We start from the raw sequence: 794 nt of genomic DNA, 5'->3' as shown, positions 1-794 counted from the left end.
CCTGCCGGCCCTGTACCAGGAGTGCGGCGAGCGCCACTTCCGTGCCCACACCCCGGCCTGGGCCAGGCCCCCGGCCCCCCGCCGGCGCCCGGTCGCCACCCTGCACGCCTCCGCGGCGGACGTCCGCCGCGCCGTGCTCGGCGTCCTGGCCTCCTGGGCCGGCCTGACGGTCGAGGCGACCGGGGCACGCCCGCCCCGGCGGACCGTGGGCGACCTGTGCGCCTTCCTCCACAGCCGTCTCGGCTTCCTGGTCCGGCATCCCGCGGCTGGGGACTTCGCCGCCGAGACGGCCGACATCCTCGCCCGGGCCGAACGCGTCGCCCGCCCCGAGCAGGCGGGACGGGTGGTGGTCGGTCCCTGCGTGGAGGCCGGCTGCGACGGAAGGCTGACCGCGCGCCCCGCACGGGACCGGCGCCATCCGTCCCGGGTGTCCTGCGACGCCGACCCCGCGCACAGTTGGAGCGGGCCGGAGTTGCTGTCCCTGGGCCGCCGGATCGACGCCGCCCCCGCCGCCGGGCCCGCCTCCGCCGCGGAGCCCTCGCCGGACGCGCCGCCCACCCCGGTTCCGGCTCCCGTCCACGGGCCGCGCTGGCTGAGCCCGGCGGACGTCACCGCCCTGTGGGGCATCCCGCGCGGAAGCGTCTACCGGCTGGCCAGCGAACAGAGGTGGGAGCGGCGCCGCAGCGCCGGGCGCACCTACTACGCGGCCGATGACGTCCGGCGCGCGCTGGCGCGCACCGGGGACTGACCGCGGGCCCTCCGTCCGGGCGCCGTGCCGCCTCCGGCCTCCGGAC

1 protein-coding gene is annotated in these 794 nt (G+C 79.8%); it reads left to right on the top strand.

Annotated features, from left to right (window positions below):
* Positions 1–748 (top strand): hypothetical protein (locus AC2CJA_RS26970; RefSeq protein ID WP_484605250.1); only part of this gene is annotated, 748 nt, incomplete at its 5' end.
* Positions 749–794 lie beyond the last annotated feature (46 nt).

Source organism: Streptomyces sp. ATLC9 (genome assembly GCF_057196705.1).
This window is presented reverse-complemented; position numbering and strand designations above follow the sequence as displayed.